General features: G+C 64.6%; 16 protein-coding genes. 6 read left to right on the top strand and 10 right to left on the bottom strand.

The annotated features are described in order from the left end of the window. Window positions 1–80 precede the first annotated feature (80 nt). The 10 genes from AB4Y92_RS08955 to AB4Y92_RS08910 form a co-directional block, all read right to left on the bottom strand. Window positions 81–2,537, bottom strand: a complete 2,457-nt coding sequence (locus AB4Y92_RS08955; RefSeq protein WP_441819288.1) for a VirB4 family type IV secretion/conjugal transfer ATPase — start codon at window positions 2,535–2,537, stop codon at window positions 81–83. Window positions 2,538–2,668: 131 nt separating this feature from the next. Next, a complete protein-coding gene (locus AB4Y92_RS08950) occupies window positions 2,669–2,977 on the bottom strand; it encodes a type IV secretion system protein VirB3 (RefSeq protein ID WP_083512509.1) in 309 nt (102 codons plus the stop codon). Continuing rightward, entirely contained in the window at window positions 2,970–3,338 is a 369-nt protein-coding gene (locus AB4Y92_RS08945; RefSeq protein ID WP_441819287.1) for a TrbC/VirB2 family protein, read from the bottom strand. Before AB4Y92_RS08945 ends, AB4Y92_RS08950 begins: the two co-directional genes overlap by 8 nt. A 134-nt stretch (window positions 3,339–3,472) precedes the next feature. After that, window positions 3,473–4,312 (bottom strand): lytic transglycosylase domain-containing protein, encoded by an 840-nt coding sequence (locus AB4Y92_RS08940; RefSeq protein ID WP_441819286.1) that lies wholly within the window; start codon window positions 4,310–4,312, stop codon window positions 3,473–3,475. Window positions 4,313–4,454: 142 nt separating this feature from the next. Beyond that, on the bottom strand, window positions 4,455–5,495 hold the full coding sequence (gene virB11, locus AB4Y92_RS08935; protein ID WP_441819285.1) for a P-type DNA transfer ATPase VirB11: 1,041 nt from the start codon (window positions 5,493–5,495) through the stop codon (window positions 4,455–4,457). A 1-nt stretch (window position 5,496) separates the two neighbouring features. Beyond that, on the bottom strand, window positions 5,497–6,735 hold the full coding sequence (locus AB4Y92_RS08930; protein WP_441819284.1) for a TrbI/VirB10 family protein: 1,239 nt from the start codon (window positions 6,733–6,735) through the stop codon (window positions 5,497–5,499). Then, window positions 6,732–7,505, bottom strand: coding sequence for a TrbG/VirB9 family P-type conjugative transfer protein (locus AB4Y92_RS08925; protein WP_441819283.1), 774 nt, complete (start codon window positions 7,503–7,505; stop codon window positions 6,732–6,734). The genes AB4Y92_RS08930 and AB4Y92_RS08925 overlap by 4 nt, the downstream gene beginning before the upstream one ends. Beyond that, the gene (locus AB4Y92_RS08920) at window positions 7,502–8,542 is read right to left on the bottom strand and encodes a virB8 family protein (RefSeq protein ID WP_441819282.1); all 1,041 of its coding nucleotides are present in this window, start codon (window positions 8,540–8,542) and stop codon (window positions 7,502–7,504) included. Before AB4Y92_RS08920 ends, AB4Y92_RS08925 begins: the two co-directional genes overlap by 4 nt. A gap of 95 nt (window positions 8,543–8,637) precedes the next feature. After that, complete coding sequence (locus AB4Y92_RS08915) at window positions 8,638–9,120, bottom strand: hypothetical protein (RefSeq protein ID WP_441819281.1); 483 nt, start codon at window positions 9,118–9,120, stop codon at window positions 8,638–8,640. Between the two features lie 373 nt (window positions 9,121–9,493). After that, on the bottom strand, window positions 9,494–10,642 hold the full coding sequence (locus tag AB4Y92_RS08910; RefSeq protein WP_441819280.1) for a pyridoxal phosphate-dependent aminotransferase: 1,149 nt from the start codon (window positions 10,640–10,642) through the stop codon (window positions 9,494–9,496). Window positions 10,643–10,853: 211 nt separating this feature from the next. Between AB4Y92_RS08910 and AB4Y92_RS08905 the strand changes: the two genes are divergently transcribed. The 6 genes from AB4Y92_RS08905 to ccmE all read left to right on the top strand — a co-directional run bounded on the left by AB4Y92_RS08905 (window position 10,854) and on the right by ccmE (window position 14,391). Continuing rightward, a complete protein-coding gene (locus AB4Y92_RS08905) occupies window positions 10,854–11,327 on the top strand; it encodes a DUF3293 domain-containing protein (RefSeq protein ID WP_441819279.1) in 474 nt (157 codons plus the stop codon). Between the two features lie 167 nt (window positions 11,328–11,494). Further along, on the top strand, window positions 11,495–12,139 hold the full coding sequence (gene ccmA, locus AB4Y92_RS08900; RefSeq protein WP_441819278.1) for a heme ABC exporter ATP-binding protein CcmA: 645 nt from the start codon (window positions 11,495–11,497) through the stop codon (window positions 12,137–12,139). Between the two features lie 47 nt (window positions 12,140–12,186). Then, the gene (gene ccmB / locus AB4Y92_RS08895; protein ID WP_057945457.1) at window positions 12,187–12,864 is read left to right on the top strand and encodes a heme exporter protein CcmB; all 678 of its coding nucleotides are present in this window, start codon (window positions 12,187–12,189) and stop codon (window positions 12,862–12,864) included. 122 nt (window positions 12,865–12,986) lie between these two features. Beyond that, on the top strand, window positions 12,987–13,763 hold the full coding sequence (ccmC, locus tag AB4Y92_RS08890; protein ID WP_441819277.1) for a heme ABC transporter permease CcmC: 777 nt from the start codon (window positions 12,987–12,989) through the stop codon (window positions 13,761–13,763). Continuing rightward, on the top strand, window positions 13,763–13,927 hold the full coding sequence (gene ccmD, locus AB4Y92_RS08885) for a heme exporter protein CcmD (RefSeq protein ID WP_083512512.1): 165 nt from the start codon (window positions 13,763–13,765) through the stop codon (window positions 13,925–13,927). The genes ccmC and ccmD overlap by 1 nt, the downstream gene beginning before the upstream one ends. Then, window positions 13,924–14,391, top strand: a complete 468-nt coding sequence (gene ccmE / locus AB4Y92_RS08880) for a cytochrome c maturation protein CcmE (RefSeq protein WP_441819276.1) — start codon at window positions 13,924–13,926, stop codon at window positions 14,389–14,391. The genes ccmD and ccmE overlap by 4 nt, the downstream gene beginning before the upstream one ends. Window positions 14,392–14,424 lie beyond the last annotated feature (33 nt).

Below are 14,424 nucleotides of genomic sequence, written 5' to 3'. Positions count from 1 at the left end.
GCATCCCAGCCTGGAACGGTTTACAGCGATACAGTCAGTGCCTTGCTATCTCTAGGAACGGATCCCGACCCCATCGAGGGTCAGGCCCGCTCCGTCCGTGCGTCCGCGGAGACCGCCTTGCCCTTGCCCGAGCCCTTGCGGTTGGCGTAGAAATCGGCCAGCCACTGCTCGGGGGTCAGGTTGTCCTGGGTGACGCCCGCCTTGGCGGCGGCCTTTTCCAGGACGGAATGCATGATTTCGATGTTGTCCGTCGAAGCCGAGATCACCGCCAGGGCGTCGTCCATGCCGCGCAGGTTGAGCTGGCACACCGTCGCCGCATGGCCCTGCTTGACCAGGAAGCAGCGCGAGCGCTCGTCCAGGCTGCGCACCACTTCGAACTCGGCATCGGTGAGCTTGAGGCCCTCGATGTAGTCGTCGCGGCTTGCGTTGGGGTTCGGCAACAGGATCAGCGTCGCGGTCTGTTCGATCAGCGAAGCGGAGATGTCGCTGGCCAGCGCATCTTCCGGGCTCTGCGTGGCGAAAATGCCCAGGCCGTTCTGCTTACGGATGGTCTTCTGCTTGTTCTTGGCGAAATCCTTGAGGGCGCCGCCGCCGTCGAGGATCTTCCAGAACTCGTCCATGACGTAGATTAGCGGGCGGCCGTCGATCAATTGCTCCAGACGGTGCAGCAAATAGTTGATGACCGGGACGCGGACTTCGGCGTTGTCTAGCACCTCGGTGTAGTCGAACCCGATGATGTTCGCCTTTTCCAGGTTGATCGTGTCCACCGGGTTGTCGAACACCCAGCCCAGCGAATTGCCCGCGGTCCACTTGCGCAGGCGCGCATACAGGCCGTCGTCGCCCATGTTGGGCAGGCTCTTCTGCAGGTTGGTCATGCTGCGCAGGTGCACCGGCGTGTCGAGGATGTTCTCGACCGCGCGATGGATGTCTTCGTCCTCGCGCGCCGAATACTGGGTCTTGGCGGCCAGCACTTTGATCAGGTCGGAGAGGAACTGGACGTTTTCCTCGGTGTTCTCGCACTGGAACGGGTTGAAGCCGGTCGGCTGGCCGTTGTCGAGGGCGAGATAATTGCCGCCGCAGGCGCGCACGAAGATCTCGGCGCCGCGGTCTTTGTCGAAGAAGAAAATGGTCGGCGTCGGCTTGAGCTTCTGCACCTGGCTGAGCAGGAAGTTGATCAGCGCGGTCTTACCGGTACCGGACTTACCGATCACCATGGTGTTGGCGATGGCTTTCTCACCGAGCGAATTCTCGGCCGGATGAGTGGCGTGGAAGTTGAAGTAGTACGGCTGGCCGTTGGTGGTCTGCAGCGTGGTGACGCTGTCGCCCCAGGGGTTGTTGTGCTGCTTGCCGGTGGCGAAGTTATGCAGCGGCGACAGGCCGAGGAAGTTAAGCGAGCTGACGTTGGCCAGGCGGGTGCGGTACTTCCAGTTGCCCGGGAACTGCGAGTAGAACGACGCGGTGACCGCAAGGTCTTCCTTGGCCGAGACGAAGCCGGCGTTGGACAGTTCGGCGCGCGCGGAGGCGATCTGCGCCGAGAGCTTTTCCTGGCTTTCGGCATAGACGGCGAAGGTGAAGTGGTACTCGCCGAGCACGAAGTTGCCCGACGCCAACTGGTCCATCGCGTAGTCGAGTTCGACGATCTGGCTGACCGCCTTGTCGCCGGAGGAGACCATCATGCCCTTGGTGCGGTCGAGCGCCTTGAGCGCGTCCTGACGGCCCATCGGACTGAAGGAATGGGTAATGACGTACTCGAAATCGAGATACTTCAAACCGTTGAGAATGCCGGGATAAGTACCCTCGGCAAACTCCTTGATATTGAGGATCGCGCCGAAGTGATTGGTGCCGGTCGGCGTGGTCACGACGAAGTCGCCGCTCTTGGCCGAGAAGGTCAGGCGACTGACCGGCAGATAGTTGTAGACCGGTGCGCTCAGCACCGGCACCGGCTCGTCCAGGCGGTTGAGCAGATAGCCGAAGAACTCCAGGGCCTCGGAGAAGACGATGCCGTTCTTGGCTTCGTACATGCTCAGGCGGACCGGCGCATAGTCCTTGATCACCGCCTCGACGTTGCCGGCGAGTTCCTGGATCTTGTTGATCGCCTCGTCCTGCTGGTCCTGCAGCCGTTGCGTGCTGGTGGACTTCTCGACGAAACGCTTGCTGCCGACGATCGGGCGGAAAATCATCGTCAGGTACAGCTCGTTCTGCATCAGCTTCTGCGCCGACAACGAGGCGAAGTACCCGTCGGACAAGTCCTGGTTGAAAAGCTGATCGAACTTGTTTTCGGTCTTGATGCGGCGGCGGCGGCGCAGGTCGTGCACCCAGAACGCCACGTTGGTGAAATCCGGCGCGCGCAGGGTCTGCAGCAACCGGTTGAAGGTGTTGTGGCGGTGTTCGAGCTCCCACTCTTCACGGCCGACGAACGGCAGACCGCCCAGACGCCACACCATCAGGAAATCGCCACCGGTGGTCTTGAGCACGGTGGGCGCCACATGCGTGGACAGCGGGATGAATTCGCTGATGGGGGTATCGGGTGTGAACATGAAGAGGCTGGCGTATCCGTTGAGGTGGGAAACGAATCGGGTGTCGCGGCCGATGACGGAACCTAGGCTAATGCGCGGTCCCGAGCTGGCCGCAGCCACCATGCGCGAACGCATGGCGGCTACGGTCATCATCAGCTTTTCTTGTCGCCCGGATTGCGATAGTAGTTAGGCGTGAACACCCACATGCCCTGATGCTGCTGCAGGTTCCGCATTCTGAAACGGAACTGCAGACGCAAGCCGAGCAGGCGGAAGATCATTTCGTCGCGACGCGCCATCTGACGCATGATGAAGATCACGACTGGCAGCAAAACTATGAAATACATATTCGCGTAGAACGTGATCAGCAGGCAGCTGCCCGCTCCGAACACGAACGGGACGTACGGCACGCCCAGGAACATGGGCGGGCGCGTACAACCCCGGAAGAGCACGTTTTTATGCATAGTTCTGCAGGATCATCATGATGGCGGCGCCGCCTTCATTGAGCTTGGAGTCGTCCGGAATGACCATCTTGGCCAGCTGGGCCGAAGCGCCGATCAGGAAGCCGCCGATCAGAACCGGGGCGACGTCGGAGATCTTGCTGTGCGCGAAGGCGATCTTGTAGCCGGCGAAGATCACCGCGATGGTGACGACGGCGATCGAGGCGATGTTCAGCAGCGAGTTCAGATTGGTGAAGAAGCTGCTGACACGGCTCTTCGCGTCGGTCTGAGCGAAGCCGACTTCCGGCAGCATCAGCAGGACGACGAAAGCGGTGGCCATGGCGAAGGCCGACAGGAAGTTCTTGAAATAAATGTTGGAGTTCATGAGATATCCCTTCTGTTCGTTGTGGGCGTAGTCGAGCTAGGTACGTGGGTGATGCAGTCGGTGGAGGCGAAACTGGTTCGGATCGATGCGGATTCAAATGCTGGAAACGGATTCAACCGGAAGCGGATCGACTACTAAAAGACGAAAGCCTGGTCGCCCTGCGAAGGCGGTTTTTGCGCCGACGCGTTGCTGGTCACGCCCGGCCTTACCAGCGAGACGGTGACCGGTTGCTGCGGTTGAGGCACGGCAGCGGCCACGGGCGCGATCGGCGCCGGCGGGGCCGCCATCGGCATCGCCGCGGCAAGGTTGGAAGGTTGGGCGGACGCGGCCACCAGCGCCGAAGCGGCGGCCTGGGTCGCGGCGGTGTCCGGCTCGCGTACGCGCGAGGCGATCAGGGCATCCATGCGCGAGGAACCGCTGCGACGGGCCGGCGCATAAATCGCGGCCGCGGCCGGCGCCATCGCCGCCGCCTTCATGCCGCTGGAAGGCGGCTTGGGATCGCCGATCACCGCGATGGCTTCGACACCGGCCCCGAGGGCCTGGTTGTCGCGCATCGATGCGTAGATCTTCTGCACGTAGCCGTGGCGGAAACCGGTGACGAAATTGCCGGAGTAGTAACAGCTGAAGGATTTACCCCAGTCCTGCGAGCGCTGATAGCACTCGGCCAGAATGCGCGAGCCGGCTTGCAGATTGGGGCAGACCTCGAAGGCCTTCTCGTAGGAGTCCAGGCCGTACTTGCCGAGGTTGTAGCGATTGACCTGGGCGACGCCGAGGGAAAAGTTGTAGCCGCGGCGCTCGAGCATGCGCACGGTGGCGACGGCTTCGGGCAGAGTCTTGGGCTGGCGCACCAGACGGCCGCCCACCACGCCGATGGCATAGGGATTGAAGGACGACTCCACGCGCACGACGTGATGCATCACTTCGTGCGGAACCGCCAAGCCCGTGCAATTTGTCAGTTCTATACCGGGCAACATTCCCTAGTCCCCCCCTGCGCCAATCCTGGCAACAATTCCTTTCACTATTAAACGGATACCGGCGGGGCTGCGAACCCAAGTCGCCGACATTATCATTCACGCGGCAGCCAGCTTTGTCAACGAAACCCCTGCCCGGCTGTCGTCAATTCGCTGCCAGTTGGCGCTCCGGACTGAAGTCGATGCCGGTGATATAGCGCTGCCCCGCATGGGCCTTGATGTGCACGACGATATCGATCGTCAGCTGCAACAAACGCTTGATCACCGCGAACTCCAGGCCGGACCCCTCGGCCGAGGCCTTCACCATCAGCGACAGCTGGTCCCAGGTCTGCGCCGTGCTGCCAGCGTGACAGCTGGTGATGGAACCTGGATGACCGGACGCACAGTTTCGGATGAAGTAGAAAGACTCGTCGCCGCGCAACTCGGCCAGGATGATCCGGTCCGGCTTCATGCGCAGGCACGCTTCCATACAACTCTTGGCCGTGACGTTGCTGGTGCTTTGTCCACCTTTCGAGTAGAGCAAGTGCACGACATTCGGCTGCGTGATGAATAGTTCGCGCGCGTCTTCGATCGTGACCAGTCGCTCATAGTCAGGAATGTGACCGACTAGCGATTTCATGAACGTGGTCTTGCCGCTGCCGGTGGCGCCGGCGACGACGATGTTCTTCTTGTACTGCACCGCTTTCTTGAAGAATTCGGCGTAGTTGCGCTGGGCGCGGATTTCCAGCAGCTCGCGGTCGTGCTCGCTGACCGATGCGGTGGTCTCCAGGATCTGCTCGAAGAAGCCGTCTTCCTGGTACTGCTGCAGGGTCTTGCTGTGCTTGGACGGCAGACGGATCGTGATCGAGACCTTGCCCGAGTCGCAGGCCGGCGGGATCACGAACTGGGCGCGCTGGCCGGTCGGGAAGGTCAGAGAGACCACCGGGTCGGCATCGGTGATGCGCTGCCCGGTGTTGCTCTCGTTGACCACCGCGGTGCAGAACTGCCGGGCCCGATCGTAGGTCAGGCTCGGCACGTCCAGACGCTCCCAACCGGCGCGGGTTTCCAGGTACAGCTCGCCCGGCCGGTTGATGCAGATTTCCGTGACGTCCGGAGAACTCATGTACTCCAGGATGCCGAGCACCTGGTACTGATACTCCAGGAAGTCGTTGGAAACCTGTGCGATCGGTGAATTATCTGAATCCATCTCAGCGCAGTACCGAGGAGAAGTCCACGTCCTTGGCGACGTAGATATTCACCACCGAACCCTGGTTCACGGTGACGGTCGCGGGACGGTTGACGCTCTTGTCCAGCGCCTGATTGGCCAGACGTTCCATCGCCCGCGCCGTGTTGCTCTCGTAGGGCTGGGTGATCACGGTACCGCCCTGGGTGACGGTGGTGCTTTCCGGACCGTTGTCCGCCGCCGCGTACTTGAACGCGTCGCTGATCAGGCTGATCAGCAGCGCCGAGGCGATACGGCTGCCCCAGTGCGCGTCGTACTGGCCCGGGATGCCCGCGCCGCCGAGACCGTCGATGCCCGGGCTGGCCATGTTCACGTCCAGGCCGGTCGGGGTGGTGATGCGATCCCACAGCACGGCCACGCGCTTGAGGTCGCCGGCGTTGCCCTGGTAACGGCCCGACACCTTCGAGCCCTTCGGCAGCAGCAGGCGACGGCCGTTGACGGAATACACAGGCTCAGTCACCACGCACGAGGAGAAGCCCGGGATGTCGGTGATGATGCGGGTTTCCATGATGCAGCGGATGTACGTGCCGCGCAGCAACAGCGTGTCGGGGTTGTACAGCGGCTGCGCCGATGCGACTTCCGGCTTCTCCGGCTGCGCGGCCTGACCGCCCTGCCCGTTCTGCGCCGCGACCATCGCCAGATACTGCTGGCTGGGCGTCATCGCCGAATTTTCGCCACCCTGGCCGCCACCGGAGGAACCCACCTCGCCCGCCATGCGGCGTTCGAGCAGGCTCGGACCGCGATCGCGCTGCTCGGCTTCGACGACGTTGCCCTGCGATTCCTGCTGTTCCGGCGGCAGCGGCGGCACCATGCCGATCGGTTCGGCCTGCACGGTCGGCGGCGGCAGCGGCGGCAGCGCCGTGGACTGCGCGCCCACCGGTGCGTCCGGCACGTTGACGACTTCTTCGTCGACTTTCTTAGGCTCTTCGTTACCGGAGGTGGCGCTCTTGAGCAGGAAGAACGCGGCCGCCAGCAACAGCAGCACGATGGCGCCGAGGAACAGCAGCGCCTTGCGGTTCAACCGCTGCACATCGGCGCTCTTGAGCATGGGCGCGTTGGCGTCCAGGTCCGGCGCGGCGGCTCCGCCGCCCTGCTGACCGTAGTAGGGATTGGCGCCGGCGTAGCCGTAGCTGCCGCCTTCCTGCGGAGTGCCGTTGTTTCCTTCGGGCTGACCCGGCTGATTGGGAGGCATGTTCTGGCTCATTTCTGCTTCTTCCTGCGCAGACCGACGACGTTGTTGCCGTGACGGATGATCAAGTAGGGGTACGTGCCGTGGACCACGATGGTGTTGCCCTCGACCGTGGTGTTGACGACGAAGTCTTCACCGCTTTCGCGCTCGCGTCCGAACACCGCCGGGAAGTTGCCGGTCGGCAGGTTCTTGAGCCCGCTGATCTTGATGTAGGTGAACTGGCCGTCGTCGTACACGTTGCTGGGCACCAGCCAGGATTGCTTCTTGCGGCTGGAGTATTGGTACTCGAAGTTGTACAGGCGGTTCTTGTCGAGCCGCGTGTTCAACTCCGTCATCGGCTGGTCTTCTTCGCTGGCTTCCTTGGCCGCGGAGAATTCGGTGCCGTTGGGGTACACGAACTTGATCTTGTACTGCACGCCGGCCTGCTTGGCCTGCTCGAGCACGCGCCAGTCGGTCGCCACCACCTTCAGTTCCAGGATGTACGAGTGAGTCGTCGTCCGGATCATCATGTTGGTGTCGACGTCAACGTTCTTCGGCTTCAAGTAGAAGATGTTGTCGCGACGGCTCAGATCCCAGCCGCTGCTGAAACCGGTGCTGTAGTCGAGGATGTTCTCGCTCGGACTCAGTTCGATCTGGGTGGTGATGCCCAGGCCGGTGCGCACTTGGTAGATGCGGTTGGATTCGTACTCATATTCCTGCACCACCTGCGCTGAGGCAGGCAGGGCCAGACCGGAGACCGCCAACAAAAACAGGGCGATCAGACTGTGTTTACGCAAGCAGTTCATCGGGTGCTGACTCCATTCGCAGTACCGGTCGGTGCGGGTGCAGGTGCCGTCGGCGCGCCGGCCGGACTGGCGGGATTCGGGGCCGGCGCCACGCCGGGTTGCGGCGCGACGCCTGGCTGCGGCGCAACGCCTGGTTGCGGCGCGACACCGGGCTGTTGGGGTGGGACGGTACCCGGCGGATACGCGGCCGGAGCCGGTGCCGCGCCCGGGATGGGCTGACCGGTGGCCGGATCGATCGCCGGCGCGGCCGCAGCCGGGACGCCGCCCGCGGCGGGCGGCGAGCCAACCGGGAATTCCGGAGCGGCCGGCGGCGACGGCGCGTAATCGTTGTCCACGCGGTAGCTGGTGACCTGGAAGCCCAACGGATTGAGGACGCGGTTGGTCTCGTCCATCTTCAGGTTGGACTTGTAGGTGTATTCGATCGCCGCGATCTTGCTGTCGATCGGAAGCTGGGTGCCGCTTTCCTTGTTGAACAAGCTGCGCTGGAAGCGGACCGAAGCGGTCTTGACCGCGCTGTCGCCGCCGGCGGCATGCAGCTGGATGCTGAGGATGCGTACGCGGATCGTCTTGCTCTTGCCGAACAAGGTGATCGGGTTCTGCGGGTTCGAGCCCAGGTACACGTTCTCGTAGGACTTGGTCACGTAGGGCGAGCCCATCGCGAACACCGTCGCCCAGTCGCGGTCGCCGATCTGCGAGTAATCGTAGGATTCGCGCGCCATCACGAAGTGCGAGATGTTGCTCTTGTTGATCGCCTCGCTGGAGGTGACGCTGTTCTTGCTGAAGTCGTCGCGCAGCCGCGCGACCGTGACCGTGCCGGTGTAGGCGTCCGCCATGACCAGGTACGGGACCTTTTCCTTCAAGGGCAGGAAGTAGAAATAGCCGCCTGCGAGGATCAGCGCCATCACGATGGACGTAAACGCGACGACCCATGCGCGCTTCTCGCTGCGCCGGGCCATATCGGCGACGGTGACCTCGAAGTTGGCCGCCTTGGCGATGGCGTTTTCCACCTGCGGAGTTACGTTCTTTTTTCCGAACATCTATGCTGCATCCATATCGATGGAAATTCGCTGCGCACCGATCGGATCCGGATCCGATCGGTGCGATGTCTTCGCCTGAGTGCGACGACGGCCGGTCAGGGCGTAGGCGCCGCGACGGTGGCGTGCGAGGAGGCGTCGGGGCCGCCGGAAGAAGCAGACGGAGCGGCCGGCGCGGACACCGCCGAGCGCACCACGATCTGGTCGCCTTCGCGGGCGATCACCACACCATGGCCGGCGTACGCGGTGTTCAACTGCGCGACCGCGTCCGGCAGGCTGGTGGTGTTGATCTGGGCCACGCCCTGATGCAGGGTGAAGTCCGAGTAATGCTGGTAGTCCAGCTTCAGGTTCGAATCCTTCGCCCAGCGCGTCAGCATGTTCTTCAACGTGCCGTCCATCGGCGACGGATAGAACACGTACGACTTGTGCAGCGGAATTTCGTCGGGCACCTCGGCGTAACGATTCACCGGTTTCCAACGGCCGCCGAAGTCGGGCGCCGGGCGAGTGGCGCAGCCCGTCAGCGCGACCGCCAGCAGAATCGCGGTCCACAGACGCGGGCTGATTGCAATTGAATTTCTCACGCTTTCCCCTGCCATAGGTTGATCTTGTGCGCGCAGTCGTCCGGACGGTGCCGTGACGCCGGACCTATTCGGCCACAAGCGCATGGCACCGTGTTTGCGGTGTTATCGGAATTGAGGCGGCCAGACTAAGGCCGACCAAACTGAGACAAAGGACACGCTTCTTGCATGCGGGCGCATAGCGTCTGCCCGCGCTGCATCAGGCGGCGACTGCATGACCGTGCCGGACGCACGGTTCACGATGATCGTTCTGTCCATGAACTCCCCCTACTGACGACTAACTCTTTCCGAGCGTTAGCGACACTCGTACCCAAAGAGTAGACCGAACCTGAAGCTTACGACAAGAGTGTATGAGATATCCATCTCAAGAATGCAATTAAAGTGCGACCAACCTCTTGATAGCGGCATCCAATGTGGCCCGATTCTTGGCGAAGCACAGCCGCGCCAATCGTTGCCCTTGCGGCGGCGACTCGTAGAACGGCGACAGCGGGATCGCCGCCACGCCCTTCTCCACGGTCAGCCAGCGGCAGAACTCGGCATCGGTCAGATCGCTGACTTCGGAGTAGTCGACCAACTGGAAGTACCCGCCCGGTACCGGCAACGGCTTGAGCCGGGTGGTCAATAGTTGCTCGCGGAAACTATCGCGCTTGTCCTGATAGAACGCGCCGAGCCCCAGATAGTGCTCCGGCTCGGCTTCGATCATCTCCGCGAAGGCCCACTGTGCCGGGGCGAAACTGCAGAAACTATTGTACTGATGGACTTTACGCAGTTCGGCCGACAAAGCGGCCGGTGCGATGCAGTACCCAATTTTCCAGCCCGTGCAGTGATAGGTCTTGCCGAAGCTGGACACCACGAAGGCACGCTCGCGCAGCTGCGGATAGCGCAGCACCGACTCGTGGCGGCGGCCGTCGAAGACGATGTGCTCGTAGACCTCGTCGGACAGCAGCCAGATGCCGGTGTCGTTCAACAATTCGCTGAGCCGGGCGATGTCGTCGGCATCGAACATGGCGCCAGACGGGTTGTGCGGCGAGTTGATCATCAGCATGCGGGTCTTGGGCGTCACCGCCGCGCGCACGCGATCCCAATCCACGGCGAAGGTGCGCGGGTCCAGCGGCACGTGCACGGCGACGCCGCCGGCCAGATCGATCGCCGGCTCGTAACTGTCGTAACAAGGATCGAGCACGATCACTTCTTCGCCCGGACGCACGACCGCATGAATCGCGTCAAATATCGCTTCACTGGCGCCAGACACCACGGTGATGTCGCTGTCGGCGTCGGGACGGTAGCCATAGCAGGCTTCCGTCTTCGCCGCGATGGCCTGACGCAACGCCGGAATGCCGGTCATCGGCGCGTACTGATTCTTGCCCTCGCGCATGGCGCGGTTGAGGGCTTCGATCAGGCGCTCGGGGACATCGAAATCCGGGAAGCCCTGGCCGAGGTTCACGGCCTGGTGCTCGAGTGCGAGCTGCGACATCACGGTGAAAATGGTGGTGCCGACTTTCGGCAACTTGGTGGCTAGCGTCATGAGCTGGAAACGGGAGGCCTGCGAGGAGGCCGAGTGTACGGAATGTGGGTTGCGGTTCGTTAGACCGGCCGCGGCGGCGGCGATGACGCCCGGACATATCCATATGTCGCCGCCACGGTGGACAGACCGGCCGCTCAGGGTCCAGCGTCGGCACGACGCCCGCTTGTCGGCGCCGTTTGCACTGCCGTAATCGTCCCGGGAGACTGCTGACATGCGCCAATTGCAGGTCGTCGATGCCGCCGAACTCGCGCTCGCCTACGCCGCGGCGGAATACGCGGTGGCCCTGGACGGCGACGCGCTGCCGCTGCGGGTCGGCCGTCCGGCGCGGGATCTTGAAGCGTACTGGCCGGCCGCGCGCTATGTGTTCGTGAGCGCCTGGAACCCGGCTTCGCAGCCGCATTCCGACAGCGTCAACCAGGCCGCCGATGAGCGCCTGGTCGCGCGCCTGGACGCCGCCGGCGTGCAGCGTCACGCCGCCTGGGCCCAGGATCAGGCCGGCCAGTGGCGCGAACCGGGCTGGCTGCTGGCCGATCTCGACGACGCCCCCGCCAACGCCCTGGCCCGCGACTTCGGCCAGGCCGGCGTGCTGGTCTGGCGGCGCGGCGAACCGGTGCGGCTGCGGATGCTGATCGCGCGGCCGCAGGACGCGGAGCCGGCCGAACACACCGACTGGGTCGAAGACTGACCGGCCGCCGCGGCCGCTACATATATATGTGTCGCCCGCCCGGCGGCCGCCCCGATCGCCCCCCGCCCCCCCCGCCGCCCCGCCGCGACGCCCCGCCACGGTTATGGGCCCGGCGACTCGCATAAAATGCCGGTCCCGCGGCCCCGTCGGCCGTATGTCCCTGACTGATGCCCCCTTCCGAACACCACGCTCCGCCGCTGCTGCAGGCCCGCGGTCTGCGCTTCACGCGCAACGACGATCCCGTGTTCGGGCCGCTGGACTTCGCCGTCGATGCCGGCGAGGCTCTGCTGGTGCAGGGCGACAACGGCGCCGGCAAGACCACGCTGCTGCGGGTCCTGGCCGGATTGCTGCGGGCCGAGGAAGGCGCGATCGAACTCGACGGCCACCCCTCCGACCCGGCCCGGCGCGCGCGCGCGATCACCTACCTGGGCCACCTGCCCGGGCTCAAGGCCGACCTGAGCGCGATGGAGAACCTGGATTTCCTCTGCGGCCTGCAGGGCCGCCGGCGCAGCCAGCTGCCGTCCAACGCCCTGGCCATCGTCGGCCTGGCCGGCTATGAAGACGCCCTCGCCCGCCAATTGTCGGCCGGGCAGAAAAAACGCCTGTCGCTGGCCCGGCTGTGGATGTCGCCGGCGCCGCTGTGGCTGCTGGACGAGCCCTACGCCAACCTGGACCTGGAAGGCATCGAGCTGGTCAACCGCATGGTCCAGGCGCATCTGCGCGAAGGCGGCGCGGCGCTGGTGACCACCCACGGCGCCTATGCGGCGCCGCCGGTGCGCACGCGGCTGCTGGTGATGGAGAAGGCCGCATGAACACGCAGATCAAGTCGTTCGCGCAGACGCCCAGCGACGGCGCGGCCATGCCCGGCCTGATCGGCTCGGCGCGCGCCCTGCTCGCGCGCGACCTGCGCCTGCTCTGGCGCCGCCGCGGCGACGCGCTGCAGCCGGCGCTGTTCGCGCTGCTGATGGTGGTGCTGTTCGCGCTGGCCCTGGGCGGCGAGAAACAGGCCTTGTCCCGGGTCGCGGCCGGAGTGCTGTGGCTGGCCTCGCTGCTGGCCGGGCTGTTGTCGCTGGACACCTTGTTCCGTGGCGATGCCGAGGACGGCTCGCTGGAGCAATGGATGCTGGCGCCGGTGCCGCTGGGCTGGCTGGTCGCGGTGCGCACCTTCATGCACTGGGCCACCACCGCGCTGCCGCTGCTGATCGCGACCCCGTTCCTGGGCGAGTTGCTGTACCTGCCGCACGAGCAACTGCCGGTGCTGCTGGCCTCGCTGGCGCTGGGCACGCCGCTGCTGAGCCTGCTCGGCGCGGTGGTCGCGGCGCTGACGGTCGGGATGCGGCGCTCTGGTATCCTGGTCGCCTTGTTGGCGCTTCCGTTGTACGTTCCAGTGCTGGTGTTCGGTGCAGGCAGCGTGGCCCGCTCGGCCCAGGGACTGGACCCGGTCGGCGCCCTGTTGTTGCTGGCCGCCGGCCTGGTGGTGGCGCTGCTGCTGGCTCCGCTGGCGGCGGCTGCGGCGATTCGCATCGCGCTGAACTGACGGCGCGGTTGCACAGTCGGAACTCAATGCGATCGAACCCGCGCGGCAGCCCGGCTGGCGCGCTCCAACCGTCCAGGCCGCCCAGCGACCCAGATGCCGAACACCTTCGAACGAACCACTGAATGAATCCACTCGTCCGCTGGTTCCACAAACTCGGCTCGCCGCCTTACTTCGACCGCTTCGCCGCGCGTTGGGCGGTGTGGGGCTACGTGCTGGGCCTGCTGGTCATGGCCTGGGGCCTGTACGGCGCCTTGTTCCAGGTGCCGGCCGATTACCAGCAAAAGGACAGCTTCCGCATCATCTACATCCATGTGCCCAGCGCCTGGATGAGCATGGCGGTGTTCGGGCTGATGGCGCTGTACGCCGCGATCGCGCTGATCTGGCGGATCAAGCTGTGCGAAATCCTGGCCATGGCCTGCGCGCCGATCGGCGCCGGCTTTACTTTGATCACCCTGGCCACCGGTTCGATCTGGGGCAAGCCGATGTGGGGCACGTGGTGGGACTGGGACCCGCGCCTGACCACCGAGCTGATCCTGCTGTTCCTGTACCTGGGCGTGATCGGCCTGTATCACGCCATCGACGACCGTCGCGCCGCAGCGCGCGCGGCCGGGCTGCTGGCCATCGTCGGCGTCGCCCTGTTGCCGGTGATCCGTTATTCGGTGGTGTGGTGGAACTCGCTGCACCAGGGCCAGACCATCAGCCTGTTCGGCAAATCGACGATGGACCCGAGCATGCTGGCGCCGCTGATCTGGATGATCGTCGGCACCAAGCTGTGGTTCATCGGCGCGCTGCTGACCCGCGCGCGCGCCGACAACCTGCGCCGCGAACAGGGCAAGGCCTGGGTGGCCGAACTCGCCGGCGTCCCGCCGACCCGATCCAGCACGCAGGACGCACGGTGATGGAATACCGGAACTACATCATTGCCGCTTACGCGGTCTTCGCCATCGTGCTGGGCTGGGATTTCCTCGCCAGCCGGCTGCAGATCCGCCGCGAGTTGCGCAACGCGCGCCAGCGCGCGGCACGCGGCGCGGCGCGCAGCACCAACAGTGATCTGAGCCGATGAATCCAACCCGCCGCCGCCGTCTGCTCTGGGTGATCGGCCTGGTCGCCGCCGCCGGTATCGCCACCGCGCTGGTCGCCACCGCCTTGCAGCGCAATGTCGCTTATCTGTACACGCCGGCTGAAATCCTGCGCGGCGAAGCCGGCGAACGCGCGCGTTTCCGCCTCGGCGGCATGGTCGCGGCCGGATCGTTCCAGCGCGCGCCCGGTTCGATGGACGCCAGTTTCCGCGTCACCGACGGCGACGCCGAACTGCCGGTGAAGTACACCGGCATCCTGCCGGATCTGTTCCGCGAGAAGCAGGCGGTGGTCGCGACCGGGCGCATGCAGGGCGGTACGTTCGTCGCGGAGGAAATCCTCGCCAAGCACGACGAGACTTATATGCCGAAGGAAGTCGCGGACAAGATGGGGCAGGCGCATAAGAAGCATGATGTCGCCGCGCCTGGTGGCGCGGAGGCGGCGCGTTGATTTCTGTCTGTCTTGGAGTAAGAGCGAATCCCC

The sequence above is a fragment of the Lysobacter sp. TAB13 genome (assembly GCF_052113885.1).
GTDB lineage: Bacteria > Pseudomonadota > Gammaproteobacteria > Xanthomonadales > Xanthomonadaceae > Lysobacter > Lysobacter gummosus.
This window is presented reverse-complemented; position numbering and strand designations above follow the sequence as displayed.

What these genes read in the sequence shown, in the direction of transcription:
- ccmE (WP_441819276.1), top strand. Translation starts at nt 13,924, where the DNA reads ATGAATCCAACCCGCCGCCGCCGTCTGCTCTGGGTGATCGGCCTGGTC.
- AB4Y92_RS08920 (WP_441819282.1), bottom strand. Translation starts at nt 8,542, where the DNA reads ATGTTCGGAAAAAAGAACGTAACTCCGCAGGTGGAAAACGCCATCGCC.
- AB4Y92_RS08930 (WP_441819284.1), bottom strand. Translation starts at nt 6,735, where the DNA reads ATGAGCCAGAACATGCCTCCCAATCAGCCGGGTCAGCCCGAAGGAAAC.
- AB4Y92_RS08955 (WP_441819288.1), bottom strand. Translation starts at nt 2,537, where the DNA reads ATGTTCACACCCGATACCCCCATCAGCGAATTCATCCCGCTGTCCACG.
- virB11 (WP_441819285.1), bottom strand. Translation starts at nt 5,495, where the DNA reads ATGGATTCAGATAATTCACCGATCGCACAGGTTTCCAACGACTTCCTG.
- ccmC (WP_441819277.1), top strand. Translation starts at nt 12,987, where the DNA reads ATGAATCCACTCGTCCGCTGGTTCCACAAACTCGGCTCGCCGCCTTAC.
- AB4Y92_RS08905 (WP_441819279.1), top strand. Translation starts at nt 10,854, where the DNA reads ATGCGCCAATTGCAGGTCGTCGATGCCGCCGAACTCGCGCTCGCCTAC.
- ccmB (WP_057945457.1), top strand. Translation starts at nt 12,187, where the DNA reads ATGCCCGGCCTGATCGGCTCGGCGCGCGCCCTGCTCGCGCGCGACCTG.
- AB4Y92_RS08940 (WP_441819286.1), bottom strand. Translation starts at nt 4,312, where the DNA reads ATGTTGCCCGGTATAGAACTGACAAATTGCACGGGCTTGGCGGTTCCG.
- AB4Y92_RS08950 (WP_083512509.1), bottom strand. Translation starts at nt 2,977, where the DNA reads ATGCATAAAAACGTGCTCTTCCGGGGTTGTACGCGCCCGCCCATGTTC.
- AB4Y92_RS08925 (WP_441819283.1), bottom strand. Translation starts at nt 7,505, where the DNA reads ATGAACTGCTTGCGTAAACACAGTCTGATCGCCCTGTTTTTGTTGGCG.
- ccmD (WP_083512512.1), top strand. Translation starts at nt 13,763, where the DNA reads ATGGAATACCGGAACTACATCATTGCCGCTTACGCGGTCTTCGCCATC.
- AB4Y92_RS08945 (WP_441819287.1), bottom strand. Translation starts at nt 3,338, where the DNA reads ATGAACTCCAACATTTATTTCAAGAACTTCCTGTCGGCCTTCGCCATG.
- AB4Y92_RS08910 (WP_441819280.1), bottom strand. Translation starts at nt 10,642, where the DNA reads ATGACGCTAGCCACCAAGTTGCCGAAAGTCGGCACCACCATTTTCACC.
- ccmA (WP_441819278.1), top strand. Translation starts at nt 11,495, where the DNA reads ATGCCCCCTTCCGAACACCACGCTCCGCCGCTGCTGCAGGCCCGCGGT.